Origin of the sequence: Flavobacterium calami, assembly GCF_038290035.1 — a bacterium.
Taxonomy (GTDB): Bacteria; Bacteroidota; Bacteroidia; order Flavobacteriales; family Flavobacteriaceae; genus Flavobacterium; species Flavobacterium calami.
Map to the genome: position 1 here is coordinate 169,190 of NZ_JBBYHS010000009.1, position 25,828 is coordinate 195,017.

Below are 25,828 nucleotides of genomic sequence, written 5' to 3' on the forward strand. Positions count from 1 at the left end.
TTATTCATTAAAAAAAATAAAGCTATGATACATCCGGCTAAAAATATATACAAGGGACTTATTGTTTTGACGTTTATCGCAATGTGCACTGTCTGGCAGTCCTGTGAGAGTTTTACTGAAATAGATCCGCCCCGCAATAAAATTGTCAAACAAGATGCGTTTGCTGATGAAACAAGTGCCAATGCTGCCGTGCTTGGAATTTACCTGCAGCTAAGCTCTGTAGGGTTTGGACAGGGGCAGACCACCGTCATTTTGGGACAGTCCTCTGATGAGATTTATAAAAATTTTGATGACAGCTCAAGTACCCAGCTTCATACCAATGACCTTGTGGCGAATAATGGGAATATCAAAGATTTGTGGACCTCCATATATGCGGTAATAGGACAGAGCAATGCCGTATTGGAAGGGCTGGAAAACAACACCAATATTCCGGAGGTGAAAAGACAGCAGTTCGTGTCTGAAGCAAAGTTTGTAAGGGCGTATTGCTATCTCTACCTTACCCAACTATGGGGAGATGTGCCGCTTATTACGACAACCGACTGGAGCCTAAATTCCAAAGCCAAAAGAACAGCGCAAGCTGAAATTACGGCCCTTATCATCCAGGATCTTAAACAGGCGGCAGAATTCCTGCCTGAGACTGTAACTAATAATATACGTGCCAAAAAAACAGTTGCCTTGGGACTGCTTTCCAGGGTTTATCTGTACGAAAAAAACTGGAGTGAGGCGCAACGTTATGCAGAGATGACCATAGCCGGTACAGTTGGTGCATCTGCAATTCTGCCTGATGCATCTGAAGTGTTTTATCCTGAGAGTGCTGAAACCATCTTTCAGATAGTGCCTCAGAAATTTTACAGCAGCAGTTTCGAATCCACCCTGATGCACCTTTTTGGACCTGATCACCTGCTCGAGGCCAATCTTGTAAGTGATTTTGAAGATGGAGATTTAAGAAAAACGGCATGGGTAGGGGAGACTGACGGGAATTATTTTGCGGCTAAATACACTACGAATCCATATGAAACTTCCGGCAGGCCACAATATAATGTTCTGCTCAGGGCAGCTGAACAGTTCCTAATTGCAGCAGAGGCTCAGGCACAGCAGAGTAATATCACCGGAGCGGTCGAGAACATCAACGTGATCCGCAGAAGGGCTGGACTTATTGAAATTGATGCCCAGGGGCTGAGCCAAAGCGAATGTTTAAGCCTTATCGAAAAAGAGAGAAGAACAGAATTATTTGCTGAATGGGGACACCGCTGGCTTGACCTGAAAAGAACTGGAAGGGCAGCAGAAGTTCTGGGCGGTATTACAGGAAAAAATTGGAAAGCTGAAGATGCATTATATCCGATACCGACCACTGAAATAAGACTAAATCCAAATTTGACACAAAATAAAGATTATTAAACTATTATATACTAAACATGAAGACAATTAAAAAAATAATTCTGGCAATAACCCTAGCCCTGCCTTTGGTAGGTTCGGCACAGGAAATCGCAAGCGTTACCAAGGAAACAAGAGGCTTTTACGGCGGCGCATATAGTGAATCAAATAACGGCAAGCCAATAAAGCCCTTCTCGATGACAACCACCGACGGTAAGAAAATTAACAGCGGCGATCTTAAGGGCAAAGTAGTGGTACTTGATTTCTGGTCCACTTGGTGTGCCCCATGCAGGGATCTGACCAAGCAGTTAAACGATTCCCTTGCTGAATATAACGGGGATAAATTTTTGATGATAGGAGTCAATTACATGGAATCTGTAAAAAAGGGAAATCCATTAAAATACTGGCAGGAAAAGGGATATAAATTCCCTATGACCATCAATAATGATGCTTATGGAAAATCAATAGGCGCGGGCAACCCTACTATTATTGTTATCGATCAGGAAGGTATCATTCGCGGGCGCTTTGACAGTTATACTGATGTTGCGTCGACGGAAATCAAAACACTGGTTTGGGCGCTTATGGAAAAGCCTGAGATTTCGGTAGAGGAAGCCGTGATGGCCGGTCGCAACAAGGAGTATGTGAAAGCGGTGTATCTGGCAGATCAGGTAATGAAAAAGGATACTGTGCAGGGAAGGGAACTGGCAGGTGAAAAATTCTCAGCACTACTTCATATTTCCGAATGGACTGCTGTTGAATATATCAAACAGGTGATCAAGGAATCTAAAAAGGAGGAGCTTGAACAAAATTTAACAAATGCAGCAATTAGCATTGCCCAAACTGATGGTATTCAGTCCGGTAAAATTTACCTGTATGCGGCAGAATTGTTTGAGAAACTTATTGTTGATTATAAATTAGGGGAAAATATGGTCGTTCAGGATCAAATGGGAAGATGCTACTTTAAGGCTGGCGAGAAACAGAAGGCGCTGGCTGCAGCAGTGAAATCACTGTCAATTGCTGAAAAAGATAACGAGGCCCCGGAAACCCTGAAGTATTTAAAGGGTGTACTGGACAATTATAAAAAATCTTAAATCTAAAAACTATGAAACTAACTGCTATATTAATAAGCCTTTTATGGTCGGCTTGTGTTTTTGCGCAGGCTCAGGAAAATGATGAGGCTGCATTTGGATTTCAGATAAATGATACCGCAGCTGATTTCGTTCAGAAAGATGCACAAGGGAAAGACATCAGGCTTTCCGATTTTAAGGGCGGGTACGTCCTGATTGATTTCTGGGCCTCATGGTGTGCACCGTGCATAAGTGAGATGCCTGCATTTATTAGCGTTTATGACAAGTATCACTCCAAGGGCTTTGAAATCCTGGCCGTTTCTCTGGACAAGAAAAAAGAATTGTGGACCCAGGCCATAGAAAAAAATAAAATACCGTGGGTGAATGTTTCAGACCTTAAGGGATGGACAGGAACTGCTGCAAGGACCTACAAGATCATTGGCCTTCCAAGCAACCTGCTTGTTGATCCGGCTGGAAAAGTTATCGCAAAGAACCTCAGTGCCGAGACGCTTCATTTGAAATTAAAAGAAATTTACCACTTATAGTAAATGAAGCTATTTTCAAGACAGATGTATTTCAATTAATTAGCCAAATAGTACTTATATGATGGGGGGACTTCACCCCCCCCCAAGATATCCTGAAAACATGAAAAAAATATTTGCCGCATTCGTAACATTCTTTACGATAAGCACTTCTATTGCCCAAATTTATGATCCAGTGCAATTCAAAACAGCTGTCAGGGAACTCGATGATAATGCTATGGAGCTTGTAATTACCGCTGTAATTGAAAAGGGATGGCATATGTATTCGCAAGAGGTTCCCGAGAACGGCCCTGTTGCGACCAGCTTTGCTTTTGTAAGCTCTAAAGACTATAAAACAAAAGGTATTGTACAGGAACCCGAAGGGCATCAGGTCGATGACCGTGTCTTTGGGATGCGGATCAAATATTTTGATGATACTGCAGTATTTACCCAGCGCATAGAAAGAAAATCCCGTAATGCTTTTAAAATAAAAGCGGTTATAGAATTTATGGTGTGCAATGATAAGCGTTGTCTTCCGCCAACCGAAAAAGAAGTGTATTTTACTGTTTCGAAAAGTGCAAGTACTGCTGTACAGTCTGCCTCCGAAAAGAAAATTTTGTCAGCTGCAGACACAGTACCAAAGCCAAAAGAGGCCGCGGTAAAGGCTGATTCAGGTAGTCTTCATCTTACTAAGCCTGAAGAGCCAAAACGTAAAGATGTTTTAAAAGCAGCTGTGTCAAAGGAACCGAAAAAGCTTTGGAGTGTTTTTCTGCTGAGTTTTCTCGGAGGATTGGCCGCACTGCTGACTCCCTGTGTTTTCCCGATGATTCCCATGACGGTGAGTTTTTTTACCAAACAAAGCAAGACCAAGGCAGCTGGAATCAGAAATGCCTTGTTATATGGTAGTTTTATCATTATTATCTATGTTGCTCTTGGAACGCTTGTTACCGCTCTATTTGGCGCAGATGCGCTCAATGCCCTGGCCACAAATGCTGTTTTCAATCTGATTTTCTTTGCCCTGCTTGTTATTTTTGCCATTTCATTCCTTGGGGGCTTTGAAATGGTACTGCCCAGTTCATGGCTAACCAGTGTGGATAACAAATCCCAAAGGAGCGGCTACATAGGCATCTTTTTTATGTCCCTGGCATTGGCCGTGGTTTCATTTTCCTGTACCGGACCCATAGTGGGTACTTTGCTTGTGCAGGCGGCAAGCCACGGGGGAACCGCGCCGATAATAGGAATGCTGGGTTTCTCATTAGCCATAGCGCTGCCTTTCAGCCTCTTTGCAGCATTTCCTGGCTGGCTTAATTCACTTCCCAAATCAGGGGGCTGGCTGAATTCTGTCAAAGTGGTACTTGGTTTTCTGGAGCTTGCGTTAGCATTTAAATTTCTTTCCAATGCCGATTTGGTACTGCAGCTGCATTTACTGGAAAGGGAAACCTTCCTGGCGATCTGGATTGCAATTTTTGCAGCCCTTGCGATGTATCTATTTGGGAAGATCAAGCTTTCACATGATTCACCGCTGACCCACCTTTCGGTGGGAAGGCTAAGCCTGGGCATCTTTACACTGGCTTTTATTATATACCTGATCCCTGGCCTTTGGGGAGCACCGCTGCAATGGATAAGCGGATTTCCCCCGCCAAAACAGTACAGCGAATCGCCGGAAGGTTTTGGGATGGGCACGTCATCGGCCGGCCCTGCATTGATATTGCCACAGGGAGCGGAGAATGGTCCTCAGGGCATTACGGTTTTCAGGGATCTGGAGCAGGGAATGGCCTATGCAAAAAAAGCCAACAAACCTGTTATGCTTGATTTTACAGGATTTGCCTGTGTGAACTGCCGGAAAATGGAGGAGCGTGTCTGGCCTGATCCACAGGTTTTATCCCAATTGAAAAATGATCTGGTAGTCATCTCGCTGTATGTCGATGATAAAAGACCTCTGGAGCAGAGCCAGCAGGTTACCTCTAGAATTACCGGCAAAAAATTAAAGTATGTCGGACAGAAATGGAGCGAATACCAGATCCTTACATATAAAACCAATGCTCAGCCGTACTATGTCCTAATCGATCATAAGGGCGAGCCTCTTAATGAGCCTCAGGCCTATAATCCGGACCCGGAATTTTATGCAGGCTGGCTTAGGGCTGGCGTAGCGGCATTTAAATAAATCTAAACAAAAAACAAAAATATCAAAATGAAATTAATCAAAATTAGATTTTTACTCTTACCCCTGTTGCTGCTGGGACTAAAAGGTAGCGCGCAGTTCTCAACAACCATTCCCCTTAACCAGGAAGTTGTTTCAGGAACATTAAAAAACGGCATGAAGTATTATATCCTTCACAATGAGTGGCCAAAGGAGAGGGCAAGTTTTTATTTTGCACAGAATGTGGGGGCGATCCTGGAGGATGACAACCAGAACGGGCTGGCTCACTTTTTGGAACATATGGCCTTTAACGGGACCAAAAACTTTGAAGGTAAAGCCCTAATTGATATACTAGAGAAAAACGGAGTAAGTTTTGGAAGGGATATCAATGCCTATACAGCTAAGGATGAAACGGTCTACAATATCAGCAATGTTCCGGTAAAGGATATTGGGCTGATTGATTCGACGCTTTTGATGCTTCATGACTGGTCGGGTTTCCTGTCACTGAAAGACAGTGAAATAGATGCTGAGAGAGGGGTCATTACAGAAGAATGGAGAACACGAAACAGCGCCAATGTGCGATTCATGAAACAGACCGACAAGGTTTTATACAAAGGTTCCAAGTATGCTGACCGTGATGTGATTGGGGATATGAATATAGTGAAGAACTTCAAATACCAGGAGCTGAAGGATTACTATAAGAAATGGTACAGACCTGATTTGCAGGCCGTGATTGTAGTGGGGGATATTGACCCGAAAGAGATTGAGAAAAAAATAAAAAAACTTTTCTCGACCATTCCGATGCCTAAAAATGCGGCAGAGCGTTATTATGTAGATATTCCTGATAACAAGGAAATGGGCTATGTCCTGGCCACTGACAAAGAAGCACAGGAAGTAAAAATCAACCTGCTTTACAAGAAATCTTTTGAAAAGGTAAAAAGCCAGGAGTCCTTAAAAGCGGACCTCTTTGACTATCTGGCTGCTACATTGCTTAACAGACGTTATGGAGAACTTGCCCAAAGTGGGAAGAGTTCCGCTTTTGCCTACGGTGCAGCTTTTGGGGAAATCGCCCGATTAAAGAATTCTTTTAATCTGACTGTTATACCGAAACCCGGCAAGGAGAAACAGGCCTTCCGGGAGCTGATGACCGAGATGGAAAGGGCAGCACGTTACGGTTTTACCCAAAGTGAGATGAACCGAATCAAAGAAAATGTACAAAGCTCTTATGAGAATGCCCTTAAGAACAGCAATAAAATTGAGAACAATTCGCATGCGGAAAAGATAGTGAGTTATTTTCTGACTGCTGCGCCCTTCGAGAGTCTTCAGAAGGAATATGAAGGTGTGAAGATCATCCTTGCGGGAATGACACTGAATGACCTAAATACGGCAGCTAAAAATTTTCAGACACCGGCAAACAATGTGCTGACGGTTACCGGTCCCATTAAGAAAGAAGGTTACTATCCTTCCCAATCGGATTACAGCACTATAATGGAGGAGGTAAAAAATGCAGTATTGGAAAAATACAAAGAAGACAGTGCAGAACAGGATTTGATCAGCGATACGTTAAAATTTTCTGAAGTTGCCAAACAATCGGCCGTAAAAGGAATTCCCGACGCTAAAAGATACGTGCTTGCCAATGGTGCGACCGTAGTGCTCTATCCGACAAAATTAGCAAAGGACGAGATCCTTTTCAGTGCATTGAGCAAGGGAGGAAGCTCGCTTATAAAAACCGAAGACATTCCTTCATCGCAGATTAGTGTCGACCTTATTGAGTCTTCCGGGCTGGCAGGCTTCAATACTACCCAGCTGCAGGATAAACTAAATGGCAAGATCGTCAGTATTGTGCCTTTTATAGGAAAGCAGACAGAAGGATTCAACGGAGCGACCACCCAAAAAGATTTGAAAACGCTCTTGGAGCTGCTTTACCTTTATTTTGAACATCCGAAATTTGACAAGGATGCCTATTCAAGGCTTATTGGCCAATATAAAAATGAGCTTGCAAATGCCCAGAACAACAGCGAGAAGATTTTTCAGGATACCATCTCACAGCTCAACAGCAACCATAATGAAAGGGTGCCGCTTTTTAATGAGGCTCTTATAGGCAGTCTTGATTTCGATAAGGCAGATCGTATCTACAGAGATCGTTTTCATAACGCCGCGGATTTTACTTTTTTCTTTGCCGGTAACCTGCCTGAGAATACATTGGAAATGGTACAGCAGTATATAGGAAGCATATCATCTACCGGAAAAACAGAAAATTTCAGCAATGAAAAGGTACTTCCGGCAGATGGATTCAATAAACGAATGCTGCTTCGTGAGCTCGAAGTACCTAAGGCAAGTGTTTATGTGAAATTTGTTAAAGAAGCGCCTTACTCTTATAAAAATGAGCTTGTCCTGCATATTATGTCCCAGCTTTTATCAAAAAAATACAGGGAAATCATACGTGAAGGCGAAGGCGGAAGTTATGGGGTTCTGGTGAAGGGTTTTACGGAAAGACTTCCTGAGAACAGCTACTCGCTGATTATCAATTTTGACGGGAATCCGGACAAACAGGAAAAGCTAACCAAAGTAGTGTATGATCAGATTGATTTAATGGCGAAGGAAACACCCAAGACGGCTGATATTGCAGCAATCAAAAGTACTATGATCAAATCAAGGGCCGAACAGGTGCTTTCCAATAATTACTGGATCGGGAAACTAAACAGCATCGAGCTGATGGATGAAGAATACCTAAATGACAGTATTTTCAAAGAGACCCTTGAAAAAATCACCGCTTCGGATATTAAGTCTTTTGCAAAAGAGTTTTTCAGCAACCCAAAGGCTTTTGAAGCTGTTATGAAATCTAAAGAAAAGAACACCAATTAGCAATAACAGCATATAATTTAAACAAGATTATAAAGAAATAAAAGGTTTTTCTAGTTTTATTTTATAAATATGAATTAGTAAGTTTTTGTAGATTTTCTGAAAGACCTTTAAAAGAGCTGTTATTGCCAGCAGCTCTTTTTTTGCTTTCTGATATCAGACGGCAGAACTCTATGGCAAATTATATAAGCCGTCTCTTTAGCGGTATCAGAGATTAAAAAGAAAATAAGCTGTCAAAAAAGATATAAAAGTAATGAACACAATAGTGAAGAATAATAACCCAATACAGTTGGAAGAATATTTCAACAGGTTTAGGACAAAGGTAATCGGCCGGAGTCATAGTTTTGTATCCATGTACGGAAAACAGGATTTATTGTATGCGGACTGGATTGCAAGCGGCAGACTTTATGAGCCGATTGAGGATATTATGCAAAATAAAGTCGGTCCCATGATCGCCAATACGCATTCTTTTTCCAGTGAGACAGGCAAGGCTACCACTTATGCGTATCGGTATGCCAGGGATCTTATTAAAAAGCATGTTAATGCGGGCCCGTCAGACTGTCTGGTAACTACTGGTACAGGAATGACAGCAGCTTTAAATAAACTGCAGCGTATCATGGGACTTCGTTCTGCAGATAATATATATAATGTCAGACTTGATTATGATGAGGAACGTCCGGTCGTTTTTATTACCCATATGGAGCATCATTCCAATCAGGTGCCCTGGTATGAAACCATTGCAGATGTAGTGGTACTGCCCGGTGATGAGCATAATCTTGTGAACCCTGAGATATTGTCAATTGCCTTAAAAAAGTATGCAAAGAGAAGATTCAAAATCGGGTCTTTTACGGCCTGTTCCAATGTGACGGGCATCATAACGCCTTATCATGAACTGGCTAAACTCATGCATCAGCATGGAGGAATCTGCATGGTTGATTTCGCGGCCTCTGCGCCTTATGTCAAGATGGATATGCATCCGGCAGATCCGCTGATGCAGCTGGATGCTGTTTTTTTCTCACCCCATAAATTTTTGGGAGGGCCGGGAACATGCGGAGTTCTGGTTTTTAATGAGAAATTGTATAAATCCAATTTCCCTGATAATCCCGGAGGAGGAAATGTAAAATACACCGATCCGTGGGGAGGATATCATTACAGTGATGACATAGAAGTAAAGGAAGACGGCGGAACCCCTGGATTTCTTCAGGTCATGCGTACTGCCTTGTGCCTGGAGCTCAAAGAGCAGATGGGTATCGACAAGATGCAGCAAAGAGAAAAAGAACTGATAAACCTTTGTTATTACGAGCTTAAGAAAATTGACGGTCTGACTATCTTAGGGGATATCAAAGCCGAGAGGATCGGCTGCGTTTCCTTTACCATTGAAGACATTCATTATAATTTAATTGTCAGGCTTTTAAATGACCGCTTTGGAATTCAGGTCAGGGGAGGATGGTCCTGTGCGAGTACCTACGCACACAGCCTTTTGGATATAAACGTGGAAGATTCAAAAGCAATAACACAAGGCATACTCGAAAAAGACCTTAGTCAAAAACCTGGTTGGGTGCGTATCTCACTGCATCCGACGATGTCCAATGAGGATTTGCTGTTTATCTGCAGTGCCGTTCAGAAAATTGCTTTTTATTATGATGAATGGCAGAACGCCTACCAGTACAATCCCTGTACCAATGAGTTTGACAGTCTGGCAATGGAGGATGCCATTGGCAGCGATATAAAACAGTGGTTTTGTCTGGAGTAGCTGTTTTTTACTCTGGATCGGGTAAAAAAGGTTTTTCTTAGTTTTATTTCTATAAATATAAATTAGTATATTTTATAAATTTTTTTGAAAAACCAAAAGAGCTGTTTTGCCAACAGCTCTTTTTTTATTCTATTTTCAATAATGGAGGATTTATATAGTTTGCAATTGATTTAAAAATAACTTCAGCATTTTAAATTCCGAGCTAACAAAAGAGCCAAGAAGGCGCCTCATTTTTGAAGCGACTTCTTGGCTTTCATTAAAAAAACAAGTGCCGGATTTTACTCTGTGCGAACTAATCTTAAAAGAAATCCCTATTCTATGATTTCAAATTTCCCCAGCAGGAATGCACTGTTTCTTTTTCCCCTTAAACTTTTATCATCGTTAAAACTAGCAAATGTATTTACAGTTTTATTTTTAGTGTCTATGATCTGACTTACAGTATATCCGTCCTTTTCTATCCAATTTAAAAAATACAAATTTTCATTTAGCCTCTTATAACTTATTTTCTCATACCCGTCTGTCAAAACCCCTTTTGAGTCAGTCGTTTTCCAATGAATCTCGGTGTCCGAGATATAATTTACTTCTGCTTTAAACTCAGTATATGTCAGTATGGCTTTTTTACCGATTAATGAGGAGATTTCCGTTTTCTTACTGTATTTTTCGGTCTTATTTTGATCCTGTTTTTCCTTATTACTGCAGGAACTAAATATAATCAGTGATAGGAGGATTAGAGTTAGGTTTTTCTTGTTCATTTTTATGTTTTTGGATTCATTCGTAATTTAGAAAAGGAAAAAATCAAACCAAAGTTTAAAACGATCTTAATAATTAAATAACTTCGGATGGTCTCATTATAAATCTTGTTTGCTGCAATATGCTGGATTGGCCGATAAAAAATAGTGGAAGCAAAAGTGTTTGCAATTTTAATAAAACTGTAAGCAGCAAAAACTGTTTCTTAATGTGTTGTCTTTGAAAAGAAATTCATTACAAAAACTCCTGCAACAATTAGGATTATTCCAATGACGGCAGGAAGGTCTAGTTTTTGCTTCAATACAAAAACAGAAACGGCTGCGGTCAGTACAATTCCAAGCCCTCCCCAGATTGCATATGCCACACCCAGCGGAATATATTTAAGGGCTAATGACAAAAAATAAAAACAGGTAACATATGCTGCTATTACAATGCTAGAAGGCAGCCATTTGGTAAAACCATCTGTTGCTTTCATAAAACTTGAGCCAATAACTTCAAATACAATTGCTGCTGCTAGAAATAAATATTTCATACTATTTAGGATAAAAAAGTTTCTTTAAGATATGTTCTTAGGTCGGTGGGTTTCCGGCCAAGTAATTCCTCTAAATCGGAAGCCGCAATATCATATTCATTGTTTTCTATAATGGCTGCCAGCAATAACGAAAAATAGATATCCTCAGCACCCACACCATACTCTTTTAATTGGTTTTCGTATTGATCCGGCTGCGGACTTTGGTAAGATATTTCATTCCCTGAGAGTTCCGAAAGGATTTGAGCAATTTCTGAAAAGGAATGCGAACTAAGCCCGTTTAGTACATAAGTTTTATTCTCATGTCCCTCTTCTGATAAAACATTTGCAATGGCTTCTCCCATTTCTGCCCTTTTAGCAAAAGAGGCTTTTGCACTTCCAGCCGGAAAATAAATACCGGTTTCTAAAACCTGCTCTCCAATAAAGAATGGCAGAGTCTCAGCATACAGTCCGTTTTGAAAGATCGTATAGTTTAAACTGCTCTCAAAGATATAATTTTCTGTTGTAGCGTAAGAATCAGTTAATGGGCCTAACTTCGATTCTTTTACATTTTTATTCAAAGCGCCGCTGGTATAAAAAATATGATCGATGCCCGATTCTTTAGCAGCATCAATTACATTTTTATGTTCCTGTAAAGCATCCGGGCTGGCGCTGCTTATCAATAATAATTTCTTAACACCCTTAAGGGCTTTTAGAAGGGCTTCTTTATCTGCATAGTCTCCTATAAATGCTCTGATTCCTTTGTCTTCAAATGGTTTTGCCTTGCTTTTATTTCTTAGCAAAACCGAAATGTCTTTGGAAGGAACTTTTTTTAATAGGTTTTCAATTACCGCAGTTCCTAAATGTCCTGATGCTCCTGTTACTAATATCATAGTTGTTTTAATTTTATTATGCAAAGGAAGTTGATATTTTGAGTTTTTTTTTTGACAAAAGTCAAAATCATTTATCTAATTTTTTATCAAAGTTATAACGAATCCAAACGATACCATCTGGCAGTAATTCAGTCGAAATATGCTCGAGAGATTGTCCATGTGCAGGTTTTTCCCCTTCATTTCCTATGTACTCAAATATACTGGGAGTACCTGAAAGACCATCTATGCCAGGATAAATCATAAGACTAAGTTCGTCAATTAGACCTGCCTTAAGAAAAATGCCATTGATAATCCCACCGCCTTCAAGGATGATATTCTTAAGACCAAATTCTGCTGCTAAAACTTCCATTGCCTTTGCAATATCATCTCCTTTTTCTCCTGCAAAAACATAAGAGACACCATGTTTTTGCAAATGAGAAAGATATTGGTCTGAAACTTTTTCACTTAATACGGCTATGATATTATCTTCGACGCCATTTTTGTCCTTGTATGATGTTTTTCCTGACGAATCGATAACAATCATGTTTTTTTCCGAACTCCTATCGCCGATAAAAGTTATAGGATTGATAGCTGCAGTGTAATTTTTATTTTCAAATATACCCGAAATAAAGTATTTCTGCAAAGTACTTCTTCCCATAATTACAGCATCTCCATTGAGTTTGTAACTGACTTCAAAGTACCGGCCCACAACATCAAACAAGTCCTTTCCATCGAAAGGCAGAGTGTATCTTTCAGGAAATAATCGTCCGTCAACCGAACTCATCATATGGCAAATAATTTTTGGTTTCATTTCTACAATGTTTAATATTATTGTGCAAAGGAAAACCGTATTTTTAATTGTTTTTTTGACAAAAGTCAAAATCTGTTATTTTTTTCTTATTCGGCTCAGCGTTTCCTGTTTAATGCCTAGATAAGAAGCAATATGTCCCAGGGAAATTCTTTGTATGGCATCAGGCTGATAGGCCAATAAACTCGTATAGCGTTCCTCTGCAGACTGTGTCTGAAGTGACATTACGCGCTCTTCGAGAATCTGGCAGTATTCCTCGGTCATAATTCTGCCAATAGTATTCATTTGTTCATATTTTCTGTAAAATTCATTCAGATCATTACTATCAATATAATAAATAGTAGATTTTTCTAAGAATTGAATATTCTCAGCAGATGGGAGCTTGCAGAAAAGAGGCAATATTGATCCTAAAATAATATTTTCAAATCCAAACCATGAAACAATTTCACGGTCTTCCACCATGTAGAAGGAACGCACCAATCCTGTTTCCAAAATAAACAAACTGGAGACGATTTGGCCCTGCTTTAGAAAAAAATCCCCTTTTGGCCTGGTCTGGCATTTGATTCTGCTGGCCAGTTCCTTTTCGATTTCAGTACTTAAAGGTCCGTACTGCTTAAATTTTTTTATAAGTGGGTTCATTTTGATTTATTTATAGTTACCTGTCTGTATTTCATTACAATAGGTGTTAAATAAAAATACTAATTACAATAATCATTGTATCATAAATTAGGAAAAAGTGTCGTTTTTATCGCATAAAAAAATACAACAACAGGGTTTAAATAAGTGATACCCCTCTCTAACTTCCAGTTTACGAAGTAATAGTGGCAAGTTATACAACTTTGAGCTCATATAAAAATTTTGCGTTTGTTCCAATGAGGAAAAATAGGTTACCTTGGGTAAAGCGCCTGTTTTAAATATAGTAAAATTTTATAACATTGCACTATACTTGCAGCTGTGATGCGAATCGCCTTTATAGAATTTCGAGGTATGCAAATCCTGAACCTGCTATAAAATAAGATATTTTGAAGACTCAGACCATTCATTGCGGCATCATCCTGCAGGCACCTCTGCCATTGGTGTTTGAGGCTTATTTTGAGCTTGATCATCTGAAAATTTTCAGAGATTTTCCTTATTTAGGCGGTTTTGATTATGCTGAACCTAAAAAAGAGTACTTTAAGGCTGGTCATCAGCACTGGATTTATTTTAAAGATGGTTCTTCGGCTGTCAGGAAAATCAATACTTTTTTTCCGGGATTATCTTTTTCGGCAGTAGTTTATCATTTCAGTTCTCTCCGATTTAAAGGCCTCTACAGCATTGAATACTCGTTTAATTTTTCAGAAGGCCCTGGAAATACAGGGAGCAGAATCAGCTGCAAATATGATTTTAGGTTTCGATCAGGATTATGGGCATTAATTTTTGAGGCTTTCGCGAAAGAGATGATCAGTAAAAATATAGATGCCTTTTTGCAGCGCACAGCAGAGAACATGCAATTTAGGGGTTTGAGTATTAACTAAAAAAGCAAACTATTTCGATGAAGAAAGAAGTGCATTCATTTGTACGTGTTCCGCTTCCCTGCCGGGAAGTATTCCCGTATTTTTTTTCGCTTAACCTGCTTGAGATCTGCAAAGGTTTTTGGGTTTTTCCCGATATCAAGTCAGGTTTTTTTAAGACAACATCGGCACAGCCGGGAAGCGTGCGGCTAATATATTTTGAGGATTTCTCTACGGCAAGATGCCAATTGTCAGCTATTGTCCCCGAAGTTTCTTTCTCGGTGCATATAGAGGGTTTCAGCTCACGCTGTTTTAACGGATTAGAATCTATTGATTGTCATTTTGCTTTTTCTGATTTGGAAAACGTAATAACAAATGTGCATTCCCATTATCAATTTAAACTCAAGTGGGTATTATGGGATGTATTGTTCGATTTGTTCCTGCACCGGGTGTTACAAAAAAAACTTGACAAGGTTTTGGTACATACTGCCAGAGAGCTGAAATTTTTTACGGATTGGAAGCTTGCATTGGATTGATTCTATATGTAAGAATTAAGATTTTATGTTATTAAAATCGTTTATAAAAAACCAGAAATGGCGAAGTATTAAAAAATAAAAATTTCATTATTTAGAATGTTTATAAATAAAAAGAATATATTTGTAGTGCTTACACTTATGATAGTTTCAGTATAAAAAACAAGAGAAAATGTTAATCCGTGCGAAAATAGAAAATTATAACGAATGGCTTTTTCTGGAAGAAATCCCGGAAAAATATGTGGCGGGTCATCGCCTGTCTGAACGACAAATAAGTATTAAGCACTCGCCGGTTGATATGAAAAATTATCAGATATCTACTAATGGTATGTTCTTGTTACATTCTGAAATGAGTTTTAGTGAAAAGGTGAAAATAGAATCCGAAGTAGATGGGGACGCGATTGCGTGCCAATTCATTTTTAGCAAAGAAAAAAATAACAATGCTGTTAAGGGGAGTAGCTACGGGCACAGCCACCATAATATCCGTTATATTCCTTCTGGAAAAGAGTCTCATGAAATTAAGCCTGAATTAGAGTACATCTATTTTCTTATTGTACTCTCTAAAGATTATTATTTCAATTTAGTTGACACAGCATCTCCCTTGCATGAAGATTTTATGCGGCAGATGGAAAAAGGTATCAGCACTTCGTTTATTGAAGGAGATTTATATGTCACCCCGGAAATGCGTCATTCGATCAACAGCATCAAAGATTGCAAGCAGGAAGGTCATCTGAAAAGAATGTTTATCGATACCAGGATTATGGAGTTGATCATGTTCCAGTTAGAGCAATTTGGCCAGTATCTCCACAATGATAAGGAAGTCTTGCATGAAGAGGATATAGAAAAACTCGAAACAGTACGGGAATTATTAGAACGAAATTATGTAAATCCGCCTACGCAAAAAGAGCTTGCCAGATCGGCATTGATCAATGAATCTAAAATGCGTACCGGTTTTAAGAAATATTTCGGCACTACCATTTATGATTTCATTACCCGTATTCGTATGGTAGAGGCCCGCAGGCTCATTACAGAAGAAAAGAAAAACAATATGTATGAAGTGGGCACAATGGTTGGTTTTAAACACCAGGCCAGTTTTACCAATGCTTTTAAACGCTATTATGGATTACCTCCAAGCGAAGTCAGACTCTAGTCGGGATGTTTTTACCCCAGACTGTTGGTTAATACCTTTTTCCAGCTTTCCAATTCCGCAATACCGGGTTTTCGTTCGCCAAAGAACTGAACAATCATATCGCCATTTGCACCATACAATTCTAAAGAATTAACCTCACCATCTGCAGTTGGTTTAACAACATGCCAGACACTATGCACGGCATCTTCATTAAGTTTGGTTTCCCCCCCGGATCTTTCTGAAAGATTCAGCCATGGACCATTGCTGTTAACATCAGCTAATTGTCCGGTGTTAATTTGGACACAGCCTTCATTGGCCGTAAACATCATTATGGGAACTTTGATGTGCGAACAATGTATAACGGTGCGACGGAAAGATTCCAAGCTTACCTGTACTGCCCTGCTTGGCGGGGCCAGCCGTAATGCCTGGGTACGCGTTAATCCAAAACGGCTTACCAAACCATGGAATTCATGTGTATCGGACATATTATTCCAGGCTTGATGAAAATCGCTGATATCAATTTCGGCATCCCGTTTTTCCTCCATATGTTTGTTTATGGTCTTTTCTATTGTAGGAGCGGACTGATGTTTCTGCTTAAACTCCTTTATCAGATCAAAATAAACCTTCCTGTAGCTGCCTCCTGTCAGGTAAATTTGATGTACGGCCTTTCCGTTAGCATCAAAAAACTGTAAGCTTTCTTTTCCTTTATCTTCTACGGCCAAAGCAATCTTCCATCTGGCTGCAAAAATCCGCAGGTCAATGTCTTCTCCCAGAAAAAGAGTTGTATATCCTTCTTTTGAAAAGTTTCGGTAGACACCTATTCGTTCTGTTTGGCAGTGCTGGTTATAAGTGACTGCTTTAACCAGACCTAATCCTTCTATCCGCTTTAGTATCGCATTCATTTCAGGACGCAATAAAATTACATTTTCGCTTAGTCCCAAAAACATTAATTCTGCCTGGGTAACACCCAAAGTTTCTGCTATCTGCCATAAAGGTTTGGCGGGATACTCATCGCGATATGAAATAAAACGTTCTTTAAGTGAGCGCGTATTATAAGCCGCTGCCAGATTAGAGTTGAATACTGCCGCATCCAGCTTTAAGCAGTCTGGGGCAATTTGCGTAATTAGAGTCCTAGGGTCAGTCTGTACCTGGGTATGAACACCAAATGCAGTAAATATATTTCGGCTCGTCAATACTTCTTCAGGAGTACCATCCCACCATTTTCTGCCTCCTTTGAGCATAATAACACGGTCGGCATATTGTGCGGCCAGATTAATTTCGTGCAGTACACATACCACCATAAAACCTTTTTTGGATAGTGCATTGGCTATTGCCAGAGTTTGGTGCTGATATAACATATCCATATTAGAGATAGGCTCATCCAATAATAATAAGGCATCTTTATTGTCCCAGACTTGAGACAGCACCCTTGCAAGGTGTACGCGCTGCTGCTCTCCACCAGAGAGCGTCAGCATCGACCGTTCTGCCAGATGGCTTATTCCGCAAATTTCCATAGTTTCTTTCAGCGCAAGCTGATTGGCTAAAGCGGCATTATCTGTTTCTTTGGCGTAACGTCCCATCAATACAATTTCCTGAACCGTAAAGGCCAGGCTTACCGTATTCTGCTGGTACAATGTAGCGCGCTTACCGGCAAGTTCTTTTGCAGAATACTCGTTTAAGTTTTTACCATCATAAACTACACGTCCTTCCGAGGGTTGTTTTTCCCTGCAAAGTATTTTCATAAGTGTAGATTTTCCAGCTCCATTGGCTCCAAGTATGGCCACCATTTCTCCTTTGCGAATGCTGAACGTAATATCTTTCAGTAAATGTCTGTTATTGATTTTATAACTAATTGATTCTACTCTTAACATAGATTTTCCTTAATAGTAATTATTGCAATATTTTCTTTTTGTCCTTATATAATATATATAGGAATACAGGAGCTCCCAAAAGCGCAGTAATGACGCCGATCGGCAGCTCAACTGGGGCAACCAATATTCTTGCCAGCATATCTGACACGGTAAGCACAACGGCCCCTAAAAGTGCCGATGCCGGCAAAACCAGTCTATGGTCAGCTCCTCCTATTAAACGAATAATATGAGGAACTAATAATCCCACAAAACCAATAATTCCTGTTACTGATACACATGCACCGACTGCCAAAGTCGAAAGGATCACCACCCTGTTTTTGATTTTTCCGGGGTTCATGCCAATTTGTTCTGCCTGGTGTTCACCGATTGCAAATAAATTCAATCCTTTACCGTATAATGGCAATAAAAATACCGGAATGAGAATAAAGGGTGTAATGCCCATAATCATGTCCCAATTTGCTCCGCCCAGACTGCCAAGCATCCAGAAGGTAATGGTTCGCAGTTGCTGTTCATCTGCTGTATAAGTGAGCAATCCAGTGAGTGCACCTGCCAGGGCATTTATCGCTATACCTGCCAGCAGCATAGTGGCTACATTGGGTTTTCCATCTGTCCTGGAAAACTGATAGACTAACATTGCAGCAAATCCAGCCCCGGTAAAAGCCCCAAATGCAAGAAGATAGAATCCTAAAAGCTCACTTAGAGAGAAAAGCACAAAGGATTCCATCCCAATTATTAAAACTGCAAATAGGGAAGCACCTGCTGAAATTCCGATTAATCCCGGTTCGGCTAACGGATTTCGAAAAATACCCTGTACGGCAGCTCCCGATATCCCTAAAGCAGCACCTACCAATAATCCCAATACTATTCGAGGGAGCCGTACATGCAGCAGTACATTTTCTGCCAGATCATCATTAAGTGTGTAGTCTATAATTCCTATCCTTTTTGCCAGTATACTAATTACATCTAAAACTGGAATATTCATTGCCCCCAAACCTAGAGAAAATACCACAACAACAAAAAGGCCCAGAGTCAGGCAGGTATATATTGTTTTTTTATTTGTCATTACTTTATTTCACTTTTATAAATTCCTGGTGCAGTGCCAATATTGCCTGATCCAGCCTGGTTGAGAAATTGATCATCAATGGACCATCCATAGCTGCTATTCTTTTATTTTTTCCGGCATTGGTATAAGCTACTCCCGGCATTTTAAATAATCCGCTGCTGCCGCCAAGACTCTCCATTCCAAAATCGAAGAGAAACAGGACATCAGGATTAGCATTTACGAGCGCTTCTGTACTATAGGTTTTGTATCGGTTAAATTCCTGTATGGCATTACGTCCTCCGGCCAGTGTAATGATGGCATCCATGTTGCTGCCTTTTCCTGCTACAGTCATGGTTCCGGTTCCTCTGGCATATATAAAGAGTACTTTGGGTTTTTTTTTATTTTTTTTCACTGTCTGCAGTACTTTATCAATACGCTGCCCAGTATCCAAAGCCAGTTTATTTCCCTTCTCTTTCTCTCCAAGTGCGATACCCACTTCGCGAATAAATTGTAATGCTCCTTTTACTGTATATTCCTGCTTGACTGCAACAAACCTGATACCTGCCGCTTTTAAAGACTGGATAACCCCATAAGGTACATCACCATAAGGAGCAATAATTAAATCAGGACGAAATGCCATTAAGCCTTCAGCAGAAACTGAACGATTTTTACTAACCTTAGGAAGTTTTTTTATGAACTGTGGAAATTCGCTGGTAACATCCACGGCAATAATTTGTTTTTCAAAACCAAGATCAACAACTGTCTCGGTTATGGCACCATCTAATGTAATGATACGCTTAGGCTGGGCATAAGTAAGGAATGAACAAAAAAATAATATGCTACCAAGGAGCTGAATTTCCCAAATTCTCATCTTCATTTCTATAGGTTTTAATAGATAAATAGTTAGCGTTATTGATCATTTTTCAATGCAAAAGAACTATTTAATTAATCTAAATACAAATAAGAATATTCAGTAATAAACGAATTGAACAAATAAAAATTTCCCTATCGCTACCTGCTTAATAGGATTTATGTCTTTGATAATCAATTATTTGAATTTGTATTAAAACATTATGCTTGAGTATGAACTTCAAGCCAAACGGTAAATAAAAAACGGATTGAACAAAAAATAAAACAGATAGAACAAAAGAAAAAACGGATGGAACAAACCTTCTACCGACTCTTATGCCTAATATTGTAAAATAATTCTTGTTTAGAATGAATAAAAATAATAAACACTCTTTAAAATTGAAATTCAGCACTATAAAACCTCTTTATTTTTTGTTTTCATTGCTGCTATTTCCTTTTATAATTCAAGCACAAATGGTAATAAGAGGAAGCCTTGCAGGAAAAATAACAGATAAAAAGGGTTTGCCTGTTACTGGTGCAAACCTTATTTTACAACCCGATATGCATCAGGCGCAGACAGACAAAAACGGATACTTTACGTTTAAAAATATTATTGCAGGCGAGTATACTTTTATAGTTTCTTACCTCGGATACAAAGATTACCAAAACAATGTTCTGATTGAAGCAGATAAAAAAAACAATATCAAAATTACTTTAGAAGAAGAAGAAAATGCTTTGGAACAGGTAACGGTGTATGGCAAGGAAACGAAAGCAGATAATTTACTGGACATTCAACGCAGTGCCATGCCTGTTACCGTTATAACTAAAGAAACTATTGCCAAGATGGGCAGCCGGAGGCTGGACGAAGTATTAAAAGAACAAACAGGTATTGCTGTAGTCAATGATATTGGCGGTGGTGCAAGAGCGGTAGGAGTGCAGATGCAGGGTTTTGGAAGCGATTATGTTATGATCCTTATCGACGGCCAGCCTATGGTGGGACGAAATGGCGGCAATTTTGATCTTTCCCGCATCAGTGTGAGCAATATCGAGAGAATCGAAATCATCAAAGGAGCTTCTTCCTGTCTTTTTGGAAGCGAAGCATTAGGTGGAGCTATAAATATTGTTACCCGTCACGGAGCATTTCAGCCCCAGGCTTTAGCCTCTTTACGTTATGGTTCACTCCATATTGTGGATGCAACACTAGAGGGAGAAACTCCATTCCATCACCAAAGGGGCTCCGCTAATATATCGGCTAACTATTACCGTACGGATGGTTTCAATACGGATCCAAATTTCATGGCTGCCGGCACTACAGCACCGCCTTATGATGATTATACCCTGCAGGGCCGGGTGCGATATCGCCTGACAGAAAACAGCACTTTAGGTACTTCAGGCAGATATGCGCTTCGTAAGTCCTTTATGGAGCAGATATTTGGAAGTAAAGGAAATCAAAATTCAGCAGCAGACAGCCAGGATATTACAGACCTTAATGTTTCAGTTACTTATGACATTAATTTTGATAGTGGTCTTCGAAGTATGAGCCGTTATTATCTGACCCGCTATGAATCTGATATGAGTATATTATGGCAGGAAAGCGGTTCACAGGCCAGTGCAGAAAAATTTGCTCAGACGCTGCATCGCTTTGAACAGCAATTTTCTTATGCGGGAACCACTAATTTGAAATTTACCGGAGGATTAGGCGGTAGTACAGAACAAATGGACAACCGGAATTTTAATGCACCGGGTGGGATGTGGAGCGGCTTTGCGTACCTGCAGGGTGACTGGAAAATGAACGATAAGCTTGAAGCGGTCGGCGGGTTTCGCTATGACCACCATAGCAGCTACGGCGGTAAGCTCAATCCAAGCCTGGGGTTACAGTACCATATTATTCCAAAACTTACCCTAAAAATTTCCTTGGGAAGTGGTTTTAAGACTCCTGATTATCGCCAGCGCTATCAGGTATTTATGAACCCCGTAGCTAATTATCTGGTTATAGGTTCAGAAATCCTGCGAGAGACTCTGGAAGAAATGAAAAATAACGGGCAGATCAGCGAAGTAAGAGAATATCTGGTAAACCAGCTGGACCAAAACCTGCAGGCAGAGAAATCGCTTTCATTCAATGGTGGTTTTACTTACGAACCCAAGAAGAATATCAAAGTTGATATCAATGCATTTTATCATAAAATTTCAAACCAGATCAATAGTATACGTGTTGCGACAGGAACTAATGTACGAGATATTTATACCTACCAGAATTTACCGAAATCTTTCAATACCGGATTAGAAGCATCAATGTCCGTAAGTCCTCTTTCCGGATTAGATCTTAGTGCGGGATACCAGTACCTTATAGCCAAAGACAGAGGGGTTATGGACAGCATAAGCAATGGAACGGGAGCTTATGCCTCCATTCGGGACAATGCCACAGGGCTGTTTCGCAGGTCTAAGTTGTCGGATTATTACGGCATAGAAAACCGTTCGCGCCACATGGCAAACCTGCGTGCATCCTACAGTTACATTCCTTGGGACATCAGTGCTAATGTTAGGGTCAATTACCGCGGCAAGTACGGTTTTGTAGACAATAACAATAATCGCTTTCTTGACCAGTACGACATTTTTGTAGCCGGACATTTTTTAGTCAATGCAGCAATAGAAAAGAAACTGCTCAAACAGCGCCTAAGTGTTCAGCTTACTGCGGATAATATCATGAACTATACAGACAGGCTCATGCCCGGACAACCCGGGCGGGTAGTGCTATTGGGACTTAAATACCGATTTTATAAAGAATAAAAATAGGAAATAAATATTAAACCTGTGTAATCACCATAAATAAAGGAATAAATGAGAAAATGAAAACTATAAAAACTATGAAAATTATAAACATACAGCTGCTTGTACTACTGGTTTTGCTGGTAATTACCTCCTGCAGCAATAACGAAGAAGGAGATGCCTGGGAAGGGCTTGAAGACGGTAAAAGCACACTAATCCGTGATCTGGCCGGTGATACAAATGGCTCTATGAGCGGACAAACTCCAGGGAAAACAAAAAAAGGATTTGATACTTTTCTTTTTCGATTCAGCGATAGAAGGCAGATATGGATCCGCAATGCTGCAGATTCAGCCCAATATTTAAAAACTAAGGATTGGGACATTGCTTTTACAGGGCCTTATAACAGTGAGGTTTACGTGAATAAAGGAAGTTATGAATTTAATCCCGGATATGGCGGTACTGCTACCAGTTCGGTAGTGAAAATAGACAAGCCGTATGCTGAGGTTGACGCTGCACCATCAGACCAGGAGTTTGCTGCCAGCGAAATCAATAAAATTGGATGGGCAGTAAATGAGAGCGCCAATGGATGGTTTTTCTACAGTCTGGACAGCCATATTATGATAGCTATTAAAAACAGGACCTACGTTATACAGCTCCCTGACGGAAAGTATGCAAAACTGGAACTCATTAACGCTTACCAGGGCAATCCGCCGACGGTAACCAATCTGAATTGGCCGGCGCCTTATCTTACATTTAGATATTTTGTACAAACCGATGGAAGTAAAAATTTAAAAACCAAATGAAAATGAAAAATAATTTTGAAAAGAATGTAATGTCAAAAGCATTGTTATTGTCTTTTTTCAGTATCATCTTCTTAACATCCTGTTCCAGTGACAGTGGTACTTCGGAGCCAATTATTGACGATGTTCCGCCAGCTGCAGCCACTAATTACAACAAGGTAATCAGGGTAGAGAACTTTGGGTATACCCTTGCAGACGGCAATCAGTATGAAGACAAGAGCATTTTATATTACAGCCTGGCTGATAACAAAGAGATAGATAGTAAGTATAGAAAAACTACGGGATGGGATCTAGCTTTCAGCGGATTATACAGCAGCTTTATGTCAGGAAACAATGGGGCAAATAGCGGTAATTTTGGTGCAGGAACCGCCGCCGCAGGGGGCATCTATATTGTAGAACAGCCTTTTGATGAGGTAACAGCCATTCCGGCAGACAATTTATTCAAAACCGATAAGGAGATATACGGAACCGATGAAAGCGGCAGTTTTGGAGTAGGAAAAGGCTGGTATTTCTACGATTTTGACGGTGATCTTGTAAGGGATGGTGCCTACGAGAACAGGCATATTGCATACGCTCTGGGAGATCCGCTTATTCTGAGTAAAGGCAAAACAATACCTGCCCGTACCATAATTGTGAAAACTGCCAAAGGTGATTATGCCAAAATAAAAATGATTTCTGTTTACAAAGATATTTTTAAACGCGAAAATTTTACAAGAGCTGCACCTAAAATGTTTTTTAGTTTTGAATATGTTCTTGTACCGAAGGGGAGTACGAAATTCGAAATCAAGAAATAAATCCAGTAAAAAACCTTTAAAATAAGCCGTTTTAATATTTTTTAAAAGACAAATACATTTGTTTTTTTAGGATATAAACGTCAAAATTTGTTTTTATTAAGTCTAAATAAATATATAAAATGAATACTAAATTAATCCGTTACGTGTTTTTTACCATTTGGGGGATCTGTTTATGGAGCTGTACCAAGGAAGAAGACATTTATGAAGACCGAAAAGGTGAAAATGTTAACGAAATAATTACTGACCAGAGTAAAAACAAAATTCTGAGCTATAAGATAACGAACCCGGGTGAAAAACAGGCTATTTACAGTGCCGTAGATCATGACGCCAAAACCATTACCACTTATTTACCAGCGTATTACCAGCTGGAGTTTATGCAAGTTGCCATTGAACTGCCCCAGGGCACTACTATTTCACCTAAAGCCACTGAGCTTGTACCGGTGTTTAGTGCAGCCCCATTTGAATATACTGTAACAGCGGCAGATGGCACTACGGCTAAATATAAGCTAAATGTGGTGGTACAATACCCTGATATGGTATTGGATGAGCTCTCAACCGAAAGCAGCACGCAAAAGTTAGGCTCCATTATAACAGTAACGGGAGGTAATTTACTGGTATCTGGCTCAGTAACTAAATTATACCTCACTGATGAAAATGGCAGCAAAGTATGGAACTATACTATGGATGAACTCAATAGTGCCAGCATGAGTTTAAGATTTCAAGCTGTAATTCCTAATCTGGCTGATTATAATGCATTTATTGCAGACAAACAAAAAAAATACTGGTTGCAGCTTGAAAGTTACGGCATTACTAAAAGAATGACCTTTCCTGTGACCTTTCAATAAAAAATTAAACTATCGGGTGGTATTTTAAATAATCATTTAATTATAAATTTTAAAATTATGAAAAAATTAATTCTATCAATGACTTTAATGACCGCTGTGTTCTTTGTTTCGTGCGATCAGAACTCAGAAAGCAATGATGATGTTTTGGTAAAGGGCAGCACCTTATCCTATGAGCCATCAGTAAGCGGTCCGTCTAAATTGACGGGCAAATCAGCCGGCTTATTAGCTGCCGATTGTACTCCAGTATCTGGTAATGCAGTTGTTAACCGAGTTACAGGGGGACTTACAGGAAACTATTGCGCCTGGACCCCAACTGCAAAAGTCATAGGGACAGCAAATGTGCAGTTTGAGGGTATCTATGGAAGCGGATTCCGTCCCACTTCGTCAGGCTGGTATGCCGGTGTTGTAGCCCCTTCGTATACCTGTACAAGCGGCTGGAGTGCTATAGCTTCTGCTATTACTGTAAAAAATTCAAGTGCAGCAAACATTGGAACTGATCCTTCCTGCGGCACTTTTATACCAGAAAATACTCTAGGAGCTGATGGTTCAGCTTATGGATTAAACTTTGGTTTAGGCTATTATAATTATGATTCCAGCACCCGTGTTATCACTATTACTAAAAAAGTAGTGATTTGGAAAGACGAGAGCCTTAGCGCTGCTACAGCATATTCTAATCCAACCAAAACAGATGGAAGTATAACTGAAGCTTATCTGGTAGAAATAACAAGTATAGTACCTACGCATGGTGCTTCTGTTTTTGGTACTGTGAGCTATACTTACACCAAAGTATTGTAATATAAAATGCCCGAACTGGCATTCGGGCAAAAAAGTTTAGCAAACCGCCGCCCGATAGTTTTAAAAAAAACAGGCTTATAGTTTTAGGCTGCAAGTATAATAAAAAAAAGACTGCCCTGCTTTTTTTTTGATTTATTTCAGTTATTTATAACTGTAAAAGGATCTTTTTAAAGACATTAAAAAGATTTTTCAGAAAGTTTAATTACTGTCACAGAATGTGATTGGTGTATAATTTAGTAATTGCTTATCTGTTAGATGTGTA

22 protein-coding genes are annotated in these 25,828 nt (G+C 39.8%); 14 read left to right on the plus strand and 8 right to left on the minus strand.

The window, feature by feature from the left end; all coding sequences use genetic code 11:
* Nucleotides 1-24: 24 nt before the first annotated feature.
* From AAEO57_RS10085 to AAEO57_RS10110, 6 genes are all read left to right on the plus strand, one after another.
* Nucleotides 25-1,398, plus strand: a complete 1,374-nt coding sequence (locus tag AAEO57_RS10085; RefSeq protein WP_341692158.1) for a RagB/SusD family nutrient uptake outer membrane protein — start codon at nt 25-27, stop codon at nt 1,396-1,398.
* 17 nt (nt 1,399-1,415) lie between these two features.
* Nucleotides 1,416-2,465, plus strand: coding sequence for a TlpA family protein disulfide reductase (locus AAEO57_RS10090; protein ID WP_341692160.1), 1,050 nt, complete (start codon nt 1,416-1,418; stop codon nt 2,463-2,465).
* Between the two features lie 11 nt (nt 2,466-2,476).
* Nucleotides 2,477-2,986, plus strand: a complete 510-nt coding sequence (locus AAEO57_RS10095; RefSeq protein ID WP_341692162.1) for a peroxiredoxin family protein — start codon at nt 2,477-2,479, stop codon at nt 2,984-2,986.
* Nucleotides 2,987-3,086: 100 nt separating this feature from the next.
* A complete protein-coding gene (locus AAEO57_RS10100; protein ID WP_341692164.1) occupies nt 3,087-5,126 on the plus strand; it encodes a protein-disulfide reductase DsbD family protein in 2,040 nt (679 codons plus the stop codon).
* 27 nt (nt 5,127-5,153) lie between these two features.
* Nucleotides 5,154-7,967 carry a M16 family metallopeptidase gene (locus tag AAEO57_RS10105; RefSeq protein ID WP_341692165.1) on the plus strand — a complete coding sequence of 938 codons (2,814 nt, stop codon included), beginning with the start codon at nt 5,154-5,156 and terminating at the stop codon, nt 7,965-7,967.
* Nucleotides 7,968-8,316: 349 nt separating this feature from the next.
* Nucleotides 8,317-9,717: an aminotransferase class V-fold PLP-dependent enzyme gene (locus AAEO57_RS10110; RefSeq protein ID WP_341692225.1), complete on the plus strand. Its 1,401-nt coding sequence runs from the start codon at nt 8,317-8,319 to the stop codon at nt 9,715-9,717.
* Nucleotides 9,718-10,028: 311 nt separating this feature from the next.
* On the opposite strand, the gene AAEO57_RS10115 is transcribed toward AAEO57_RS10110, so the two are convergent.
* The 5 genes from AAEO57_RS10115 to AAEO57_RS10135 all read right to left on the minus strand — a co-directional run bounded on the left by AAEO57_RS10115 (nt 10,029) and on the right by AAEO57_RS10135 (nt 13,291).
* Entirely contained in the window at nt 10,029-10,469 is a 441-nt protein-coding gene (locus AAEO57_RS10115; protein WP_341692168.1) for a MoaF-related domain-containing protein, read from the minus strand.
* A gap of 200 nt (nt 10,470-10,669) precedes the next feature.
* Nucleotides 10,670-10,996 carry a DMT family transporter gene (locus tag AAEO57_RS10120; protein WP_341692170.1) on the minus strand — a complete coding sequence of 109 codons (327 nt, stop codon included), beginning with the start codon at nt 10,994-10,996 and terminating at the stop codon, nt 10,670-10,672.
* 5 nt (nt 10,997-11,001) lie between these two features.
* A complete protein-coding gene (locus tag AAEO57_RS10125; protein WP_341692172.1) occupies nt 11,002-11,865 on the minus strand; it encodes an SDR family oxidoreductase in 864 nt (287 codons plus the stop codon).
* A gap of 67 nt (nt 11,866-11,932) precedes the next feature.
* Entirely contained in the window at nt 11,933-12,655 is a 723-nt protein-coding gene (locus AAEO57_RS10130; protein WP_341692174.1) for a dihydrofolate reductase family protein, read from the minus strand.
* Between the two features lie 75 nt (nt 12,656-12,730).
* Nucleotides 12,731-13,291 (minus strand): Crp/Fnr family transcriptional regulator, encoded by a 561-nt coding sequence (locus AAEO57_RS10135; RefSeq protein WP_341692177.1) that lies wholly within the window; start codon nt 13,289-13,291, stop codon nt 12,731-12,733.
* 383 nt (nt 13,292-13,674) lie between these two features.
* Between AAEO57_RS10135 and AAEO57_RS10140 the strand changes: the two genes are divergently transcribed.
* The 3 genes from AAEO57_RS10140 (at nt 13,675) to AAEO57_RS10150 (ending at nt 15,825) form a co-directional block, all read left to right on the plus strand.
* Nucleotides 13,675-14,166, plus strand: coding sequence for an SRPBCC family protein (locus AAEO57_RS10140; RefSeq protein WP_341692179.1), 492 nt, complete (start codon nt 13,675-13,677; stop codon nt 14,164-14,166).
* 17 nt (nt 14,167-14,183) lie between these two features.
* Complete coding sequence (locus tag AAEO57_RS10145) at nt 14,184-14,678, plus strand: hypothetical protein (protein WP_341692181.1); 495 nt, start codon at nt 14,184-14,186, stop codon at nt 14,676-14,678.
* Between the two features lie 169 nt (nt 14,679-14,847).
* Entirely contained in the window at nt 14,848-15,825 is a 978-nt protein-coding gene (locus AAEO57_RS10150; protein WP_341692182.1) for a helix-turn-helix transcriptional regulator, read from the plus strand.
* Nucleotides 15,826-15,836: 11 nt separating this feature from the next.
* On the opposite strand, the gene AAEO57_RS10155 is transcribed toward AAEO57_RS10150, so the two are convergent.
* Genes AAEO57_RS10155 through AAEO57_RS10165 form a run of 3 tightly spaced genes read right to left on the minus strand, consistent with a single transcriptional unit; the run spans nt 15,837 to nt 19,594 of the window.
* On the minus strand, nt 15,837-17,675 hold the full coding sequence (locus AAEO57_RS10155) for a heme ABC transporter ATP-binding protein (RefSeq protein WP_341692183.1): 1,839 nt from the start codon (nt 17,673-17,675) through the stop codon (nt 15,837-15,839).
* Between the two features lie 19 nt (nt 17,676-17,694).
* Nucleotides 17,695-18,738, minus strand: coding sequence for a FecCD family ABC transporter permease (locus AAEO57_RS10160; RefSeq protein ID WP_341692184.1), 1,044 nt, complete (start codon nt 18,736-18,738; stop codon nt 17,695-17,697).
* 4 nt (nt 18,739-18,742) lie between these two features.
* Nucleotides 18,743-19,594 (minus strand): heme/hemin ABC transporter substrate-binding protein, encoded by an 852-nt coding sequence (locus tag AAEO57_RS10165; RefSeq protein ID WP_341692185.1) that lies wholly within the window; start codon nt 19,592-19,594, stop codon nt 18,743-18,745.
* 446 nt (nt 19,595-20,040) lie between these two features.
* Here AAEO57_RS10165 and AAEO57_RS10170 point away from each other — a divergent pair, with 446 nt between their 5' ends.
* From AAEO57_RS10170 to AAEO57_RS10190, 5 genes are all read left to right on the plus strand, one after another.
* Nucleotides 20,041-22,353: a TonB-dependent receptor gene (locus tag AAEO57_RS10170; RefSeq protein ID WP_341692186.1), complete on the plus strand. Its 2,313-nt coding sequence runs from the start codon at nt 20,041-20,043 to the stop codon at nt 22,351-22,353.
* Between the two features lie 77 nt (nt 22,354-22,430).
* Nucleotides 22,431-23,135: an HmuY family protein gene (locus AAEO57_RS10175; protein WP_341692187.1), complete on the plus strand. Its 705-nt coding sequence runs from the start codon at nt 22,431-22,433 to the stop codon at nt 23,133-23,135.
* Between the two features lie 2 nt (nt 23,136-23,137).
* Nucleotides 23,138-23,926, plus strand: coding sequence for an HmuY family protein (locus AAEO57_RS10180; RefSeq protein WP_341692188.1), 789 nt, complete (start codon nt 23,138-23,140; stop codon nt 23,924-23,926).
* 119 nt (nt 23,927-24,045) lie between these two features.
* Nucleotides 24,046-24,771 carry a DUF5018 domain-containing protein gene (locus AAEO57_RS10185; RefSeq protein ID WP_341692189.1) on the plus strand — a complete coding sequence of 242 codons (726 nt, stop codon included), beginning with the start codon at nt 24,046-24,048 and terminating at the stop codon, nt 24,769-24,771.
* Nucleotides 24,772-24,828: 57 nt separating this feature from the next.
* The gene (locus tag AAEO57_RS10190) at nt 24,829-25,566 is read left to right on the plus strand and encodes a hypothetical protein (RefSeq protein ID WP_341692191.1); all 738 of its coding nucleotides are present in this window, start codon (nt 24,829-24,831) and stop codon (nt 25,564-25,566) included.
* The last annotated feature ends 262 nt before the right edge of the window (nt 25,567-25,828 follow it).

Coding starts and splice junctions, on each gene's coding strand:
- AAEO57_RS10150 (WP_341692182.1), top strand. CDS start 14,848: ATGTTAATCCGTGCGAAAATAGAAAATTATAACGAATGGCTTTTTCTG.
- AAEO57_RS10145 (WP_341692181.1), top strand. CDS start 14,184: ATGAAGAAAGAAGTGCATTCATTTGTACGTGTTCCGCTTCCCTGCCGG.
- AAEO57_RS10110 (WP_341692225.1), top strand. CDS start 8,317: ATGTACGGAAAACAGGATTTATTGTATGCGGACTGGATTGCAAGCGGC.
- AAEO57_RS10085 (WP_341692158.1), top strand. CDS start 25: ATGATACATCCGGCTAAAAATATATACAAGGGACTTATTGTTTTGACG.
- AAEO57_RS10155 (WP_341692183.1), bottom strand. CDS start 17,675: ATGTTAAGAGTAGAATCAATTAGTTATAAAATCAATAACAGACATTTA.
- AAEO57_RS10115 (WP_341692168.1), bottom strand. CDS start 10,469: ATGAACAAGAAAAACCTAACTCTAATCCTCCTATCACTGATTATATTT.
- AAEO57_RS10120 (WP_341692170.1), bottom strand. CDS start 10,996: ATGAAATATTTATTTCTAGCAGCAGCAATTGTATTTGAAGTTATTGGC.
- AAEO57_RS10170 (WP_341692186.1), top strand. CDS start 20,041: ATGGTAATAAGAGGAAGCCTTGCAGGAAAAATAACAGATAAAAAGGGT.
- AAEO57_RS10095 (WP_341692162.1), top strand. CDS start 2,477: ATGAAACTAACTGCTATATTAATAAGCCTTTTATGGTCGGCTTGTGTT.
- AAEO57_RS10165 (WP_341692185.1), bottom strand. CDS start 19,594: ATGAAGATGAGAATTTGGGAAATTCAGCTCCTTGGTAGCATATTATTT.
- AAEO57_RS10130 (WP_341692174.1), bottom strand. CDS start 12,655: ATGAAACCAAAAATTATTTGCCATATGATGAGTTCGGTTGACGGACGA.
- AAEO57_RS10185 (WP_341692189.1), top strand. CDS start 24,046: ATGAATACTAAATTAATCCGTTACGTGTTTTTTACCATTTGGGGGATC.
- AAEO57_RS10160 (WP_341692184.1), bottom strand. CDS start 18,738: ATGACAAATAAAAAAACAATATATACCTGCCTGACTCTGGGCCTTTTT.
- AAEO57_RS10135 (WP_341692177.1), bottom strand. CDS start 13,291: ATGAACCCACTTATAAAAAAATTTAAGCAGTACGGACCTTTAAGTACT.
- AAEO57_RS10175 (WP_341692187.1), top strand. CDS start 22,431: ATGAAAATTATAAACATACAGCTGCTTGTACTACTGGTTTTGCTGGTA.
- AAEO57_RS10105 (WP_341692165.1), top strand. CDS start 5,154: ATGAAATTAATCAAAATTAGATTTTTACTCTTACCCCTGTTGCTGCTG.
- AAEO57_RS10190 (WP_341692191.1), top strand. CDS start 24,829: ATGAAAAAATTAATTCTATCAATGACTTTAATGACCGCTGTGTTCTTT.
- AAEO57_RS10125 (WP_341692172.1), bottom strand. CDS start 11,865: ATGATATTAGTAACAGGAGCATCAGGACATTTAGGAACTGCGGTAATT.
- AAEO57_RS10180 (WP_341692188.1), top strand. CDS start 23,138: ATGAAAAATAATTTTGAAAAGAATGTAATGTCAAAAGCATTGTTATTG.
- AAEO57_RS10100 (WP_341692164.1), top strand. CDS start 3,087: ATGAAAAAAATATTTGCCGCATTCGTAACATTCTTTACGATAAGCACT.
- AAEO57_RS10090 (WP_341692160.1), top strand. CDS start 1,416: ATGAAGACAATTAAAAAAATAATTCTGGCAATAACCCTAGCCCTGCCT.